Below are 2,850 nucleotides of genomic sequence, written 5' to 3' on the forward strand. Positions count from 1 at the left end.
TCCCAGGCCGGTGCTGGCGCACGGGCCGCTTGCGTCGGCGGCGCTGTCCACCACGACGGTCCATGCATGGGCCGTGGCGATGCAGCCTTGCGACAGCAATGCCAGGGCGAACAGGCGCAGGGGCCTGCGTGCCGCCGTGGGAGTGAATCGTTGCCTGTATATGCTCATTGCCTTTTTACTTTCCCTGAAATGGACTGCCGAAACGCCTTGCGGGCATTGATTGCGCAATTGCTGGAAAGGGCGCTGCAATTTCGCATGTGCGGCGTCTGTGTGGAATATCCCGGGGCCTGACCCAAGAAAATGAAGCAGCCCTTGTTGATGAATCAAGCCGGCAATGATCCCCGGGGCATCCGAGTATCTGAACCTCGAAATCAAGGCAGGCTTGCCTGAGGCATGAAGCGATCATCCATGATGTAGCCTTTCATTTCAGCAAAGCACAATGTTCATGCTCACAAACAGTTATAGGCATGAGCGCAGTAGTCCCTGAACGTCAGAGTTGCTAAAACTCTGCAAGCAGCATGACCGCGCGACGATAGCAAACATCTGTGTTCAATTCGCGTATCTGTTGTGTTGGCCAGTCCTAAAAAAGCAAACCCTGGGAGGCGCGCGACACACCGTGATGCGCTCGTCTCCCTCTGGAGCCTCGAGATCGTTCAATCGTCACACGTGACAGACGAGCCATCAGGGTAACTCCCTGATATCTATGTGGCAACTTGGGAATATAAAAACTAGTTCATCACGCCGTTTTTCAAAAACTCCGTAGATTCTTAAGGTATATTTAAATCGCAGTGAAAATAGGTTTGCGTGCACTCCGGAGTTCGTATAGCATTGATTGCCGTGTCATTCCGGCACCGGCTGGCGGACGGATGTGACTGGGGTCAAAAAATTCCTAGCCCGTACTGGACTCCATCCTGCTGATTCCTAGATGGCCAGCAATTTTTCAGCGAGCATAGTTATGAGACGTTGGCAACGATGGGCGGTTGGTCTCGTAAGAGGATATGAACTACTGATAATCGTATCGATTTTTATGATGGGCATTGCCCTCTTGATCCGGCCGGAAATATCAAAAATTCTAATGTACCGTTCAGCCGGCACGCTGGGCGAACTCGTTGTAGACCAAATTGACGATGTGTTTGATGCTGCATCGCAAACACTGCAAAACGTTGATGCATCCCCACATCAAGATTGCTCAAATGATGATTTTAATACGCTGCGTTCCGTCTCGGTTCGTTCAAGTTACGTCAAAGACATCGGTCGATTAGTAGATGGGGAAACGGTTTGCTCAACAGTTCTAGGCGTACTTGCTAAACCAGTTAAACGTACTAATCCACCTGTCCCTCTAAATGAAAATTTATCAGCGTTCTGGGCAGTTCCATTGATATCGGATAATTCATCGAAGGGTGTGGTGATCGTATCAGATAGGTCAGATCTTGTCTTGGATCTCAATGCTTTTCACGTAACAAAGAGAAATGGATTGCTTTACGATATTGGTCTGTCGCGTGAGCAAAAGTCACCGGTCATTGGATTGGATTCGAACGGTTTGCCAAGATTAATAAATGATAATCAGATGATGGGTGAACCTGTAGGGCAAAAATTTTGCTCTAAGCGATATTCACTATGCGCAACAGTGCTTGCTAACCAACGTGCACGAGAAATTTTCTGGCAGCGAAGTCTGTGGCTGACTTTGGGATGTGGCCTGGTTTTTGGTGTCTTGCTAGGTTTTATCTCGCAAATTATTTATCGTCGCATATTCTCTTTAAGATCGCGCATTCGTTACGCACTTGTTAATAAGGAATTTTCAATAAAATATCAACCAATCGTATGCATTAAGCAGCCTCAGAATATTGTTGCTGCTGAGGCATTAATTCGGTGGCCGCAGGGGCCAGTGAACACAGATGTTTTTATATCTATTTCGGAAAAATATGGAATTATCCCGTATATAACGGAATTTGTTTTATGCACGGTTCTGGAGGAAATGAAAGATGTTTTTGAAAAACACCCTAATTTCCGAGTTTCAATTAATGTGAGCTCGCCGGAGCTCATTGATGGAAGTCTGTTAAATGCGTTGAAAAAATATTGGCCGAAATCAATTCCTCGCAAGCATATTGGTTTTGAGTTAACTGAGCGGACTAAAGCTGAATTACGAGAAATTCTTCCAATATTAGAGCTTATTCATGGTATGGGTCATGTGATTTATATGGATGATTTTGGAACTGGATACTCCAGTCTTTCACAATTGCAAAATTTTCCAATTGACTATCTAAAAGTTGATCGATCTTTTCTGCCTATGGATATAGATGGCGAGAAAGGCTCAATAATTCCGGAAATAATAGCTATAGCACGTCGACTTGGAGTAAAGCTTGTATTTGAAGGGGTTGAGACAGAACAACAAGTCTCTATGTTGGCTCAATATTCAGATGAAATCTCCTGTCAGGGTTGGTATTTCGGCCGCCCTGAAAATTCCGAGGCAATTGCTCGAATGCTTTCATTAGAAAAATTAAATTAGCTTAGCGCAATCTATTTGAAATAATAATATCAGATGTTTTAATATATTCTTCATGGCATTGGGTTTGAATTATTCTCAAGCTATTTTTAATTTTTGATTAGGTGTTAATTTATTTACTGACGCCAAGCTGTATATGCTTTATTGTGCAAAATCTGCAAGCGAGAATAACGAGTAGAACTGCACGATGCTCTGGGATGGACTAAGAGCGGTTAACATAAGTTGGTCAGAAGCCCCCGCAGAACGTTATGCTCGCTGCCCTCATGGCACGACGACCCGTAAGCAAAGAACTGTGGCGACAGCTACAACCCCTGATCCCAGCCTTCGTGCCTTCTGCCAAAGGCGGT

General features: G+C 45.2%; 1 protein-coding gene and 1 pseudogene. Both read left to right on the top strand.

The features are described from left to right. Positions 1–925 precede the first annotated feature (925 nt). The gene (locus tag L995_RS32270; protein ID WP_082001611.1) at positions 926–2,506 is read left to right on the top strand and encodes an EAL domain-containing protein; all 1,581 of its coding nucleotides are present in this window, start codon (positions 926–928) and stop codon (positions 2,504–2,506) included. Between the two features lie 245 nt (positions 2,507–2,751). Beyond that, positions 2,752–2,850, top strand: a pseudogene (locus tag L995_RS33970) (IS5/IS1182 family transposase); the annotation flags it as partial.

This window comes from Delftia sp. ZNC0008 (genome assembly GCF_000799035.1).
GTDB classification, from domain to species: Bacteria; Pseudomonadota; Gammaproteobacteria; order Burkholderiales; family Burkholderiaceae_C; genus Comamonas; species Comamonas tsuruhatensis.

What these genes read in the sequence shown, in the direction of transcription:
- L995_RS32270 (WP_082001611.1), top strand. Translation starts at nt 926, where the DNA reads ATGGCCAGCAATTTTTCAGCGAGCATAGTTATGAGACGTTGGCAACGA.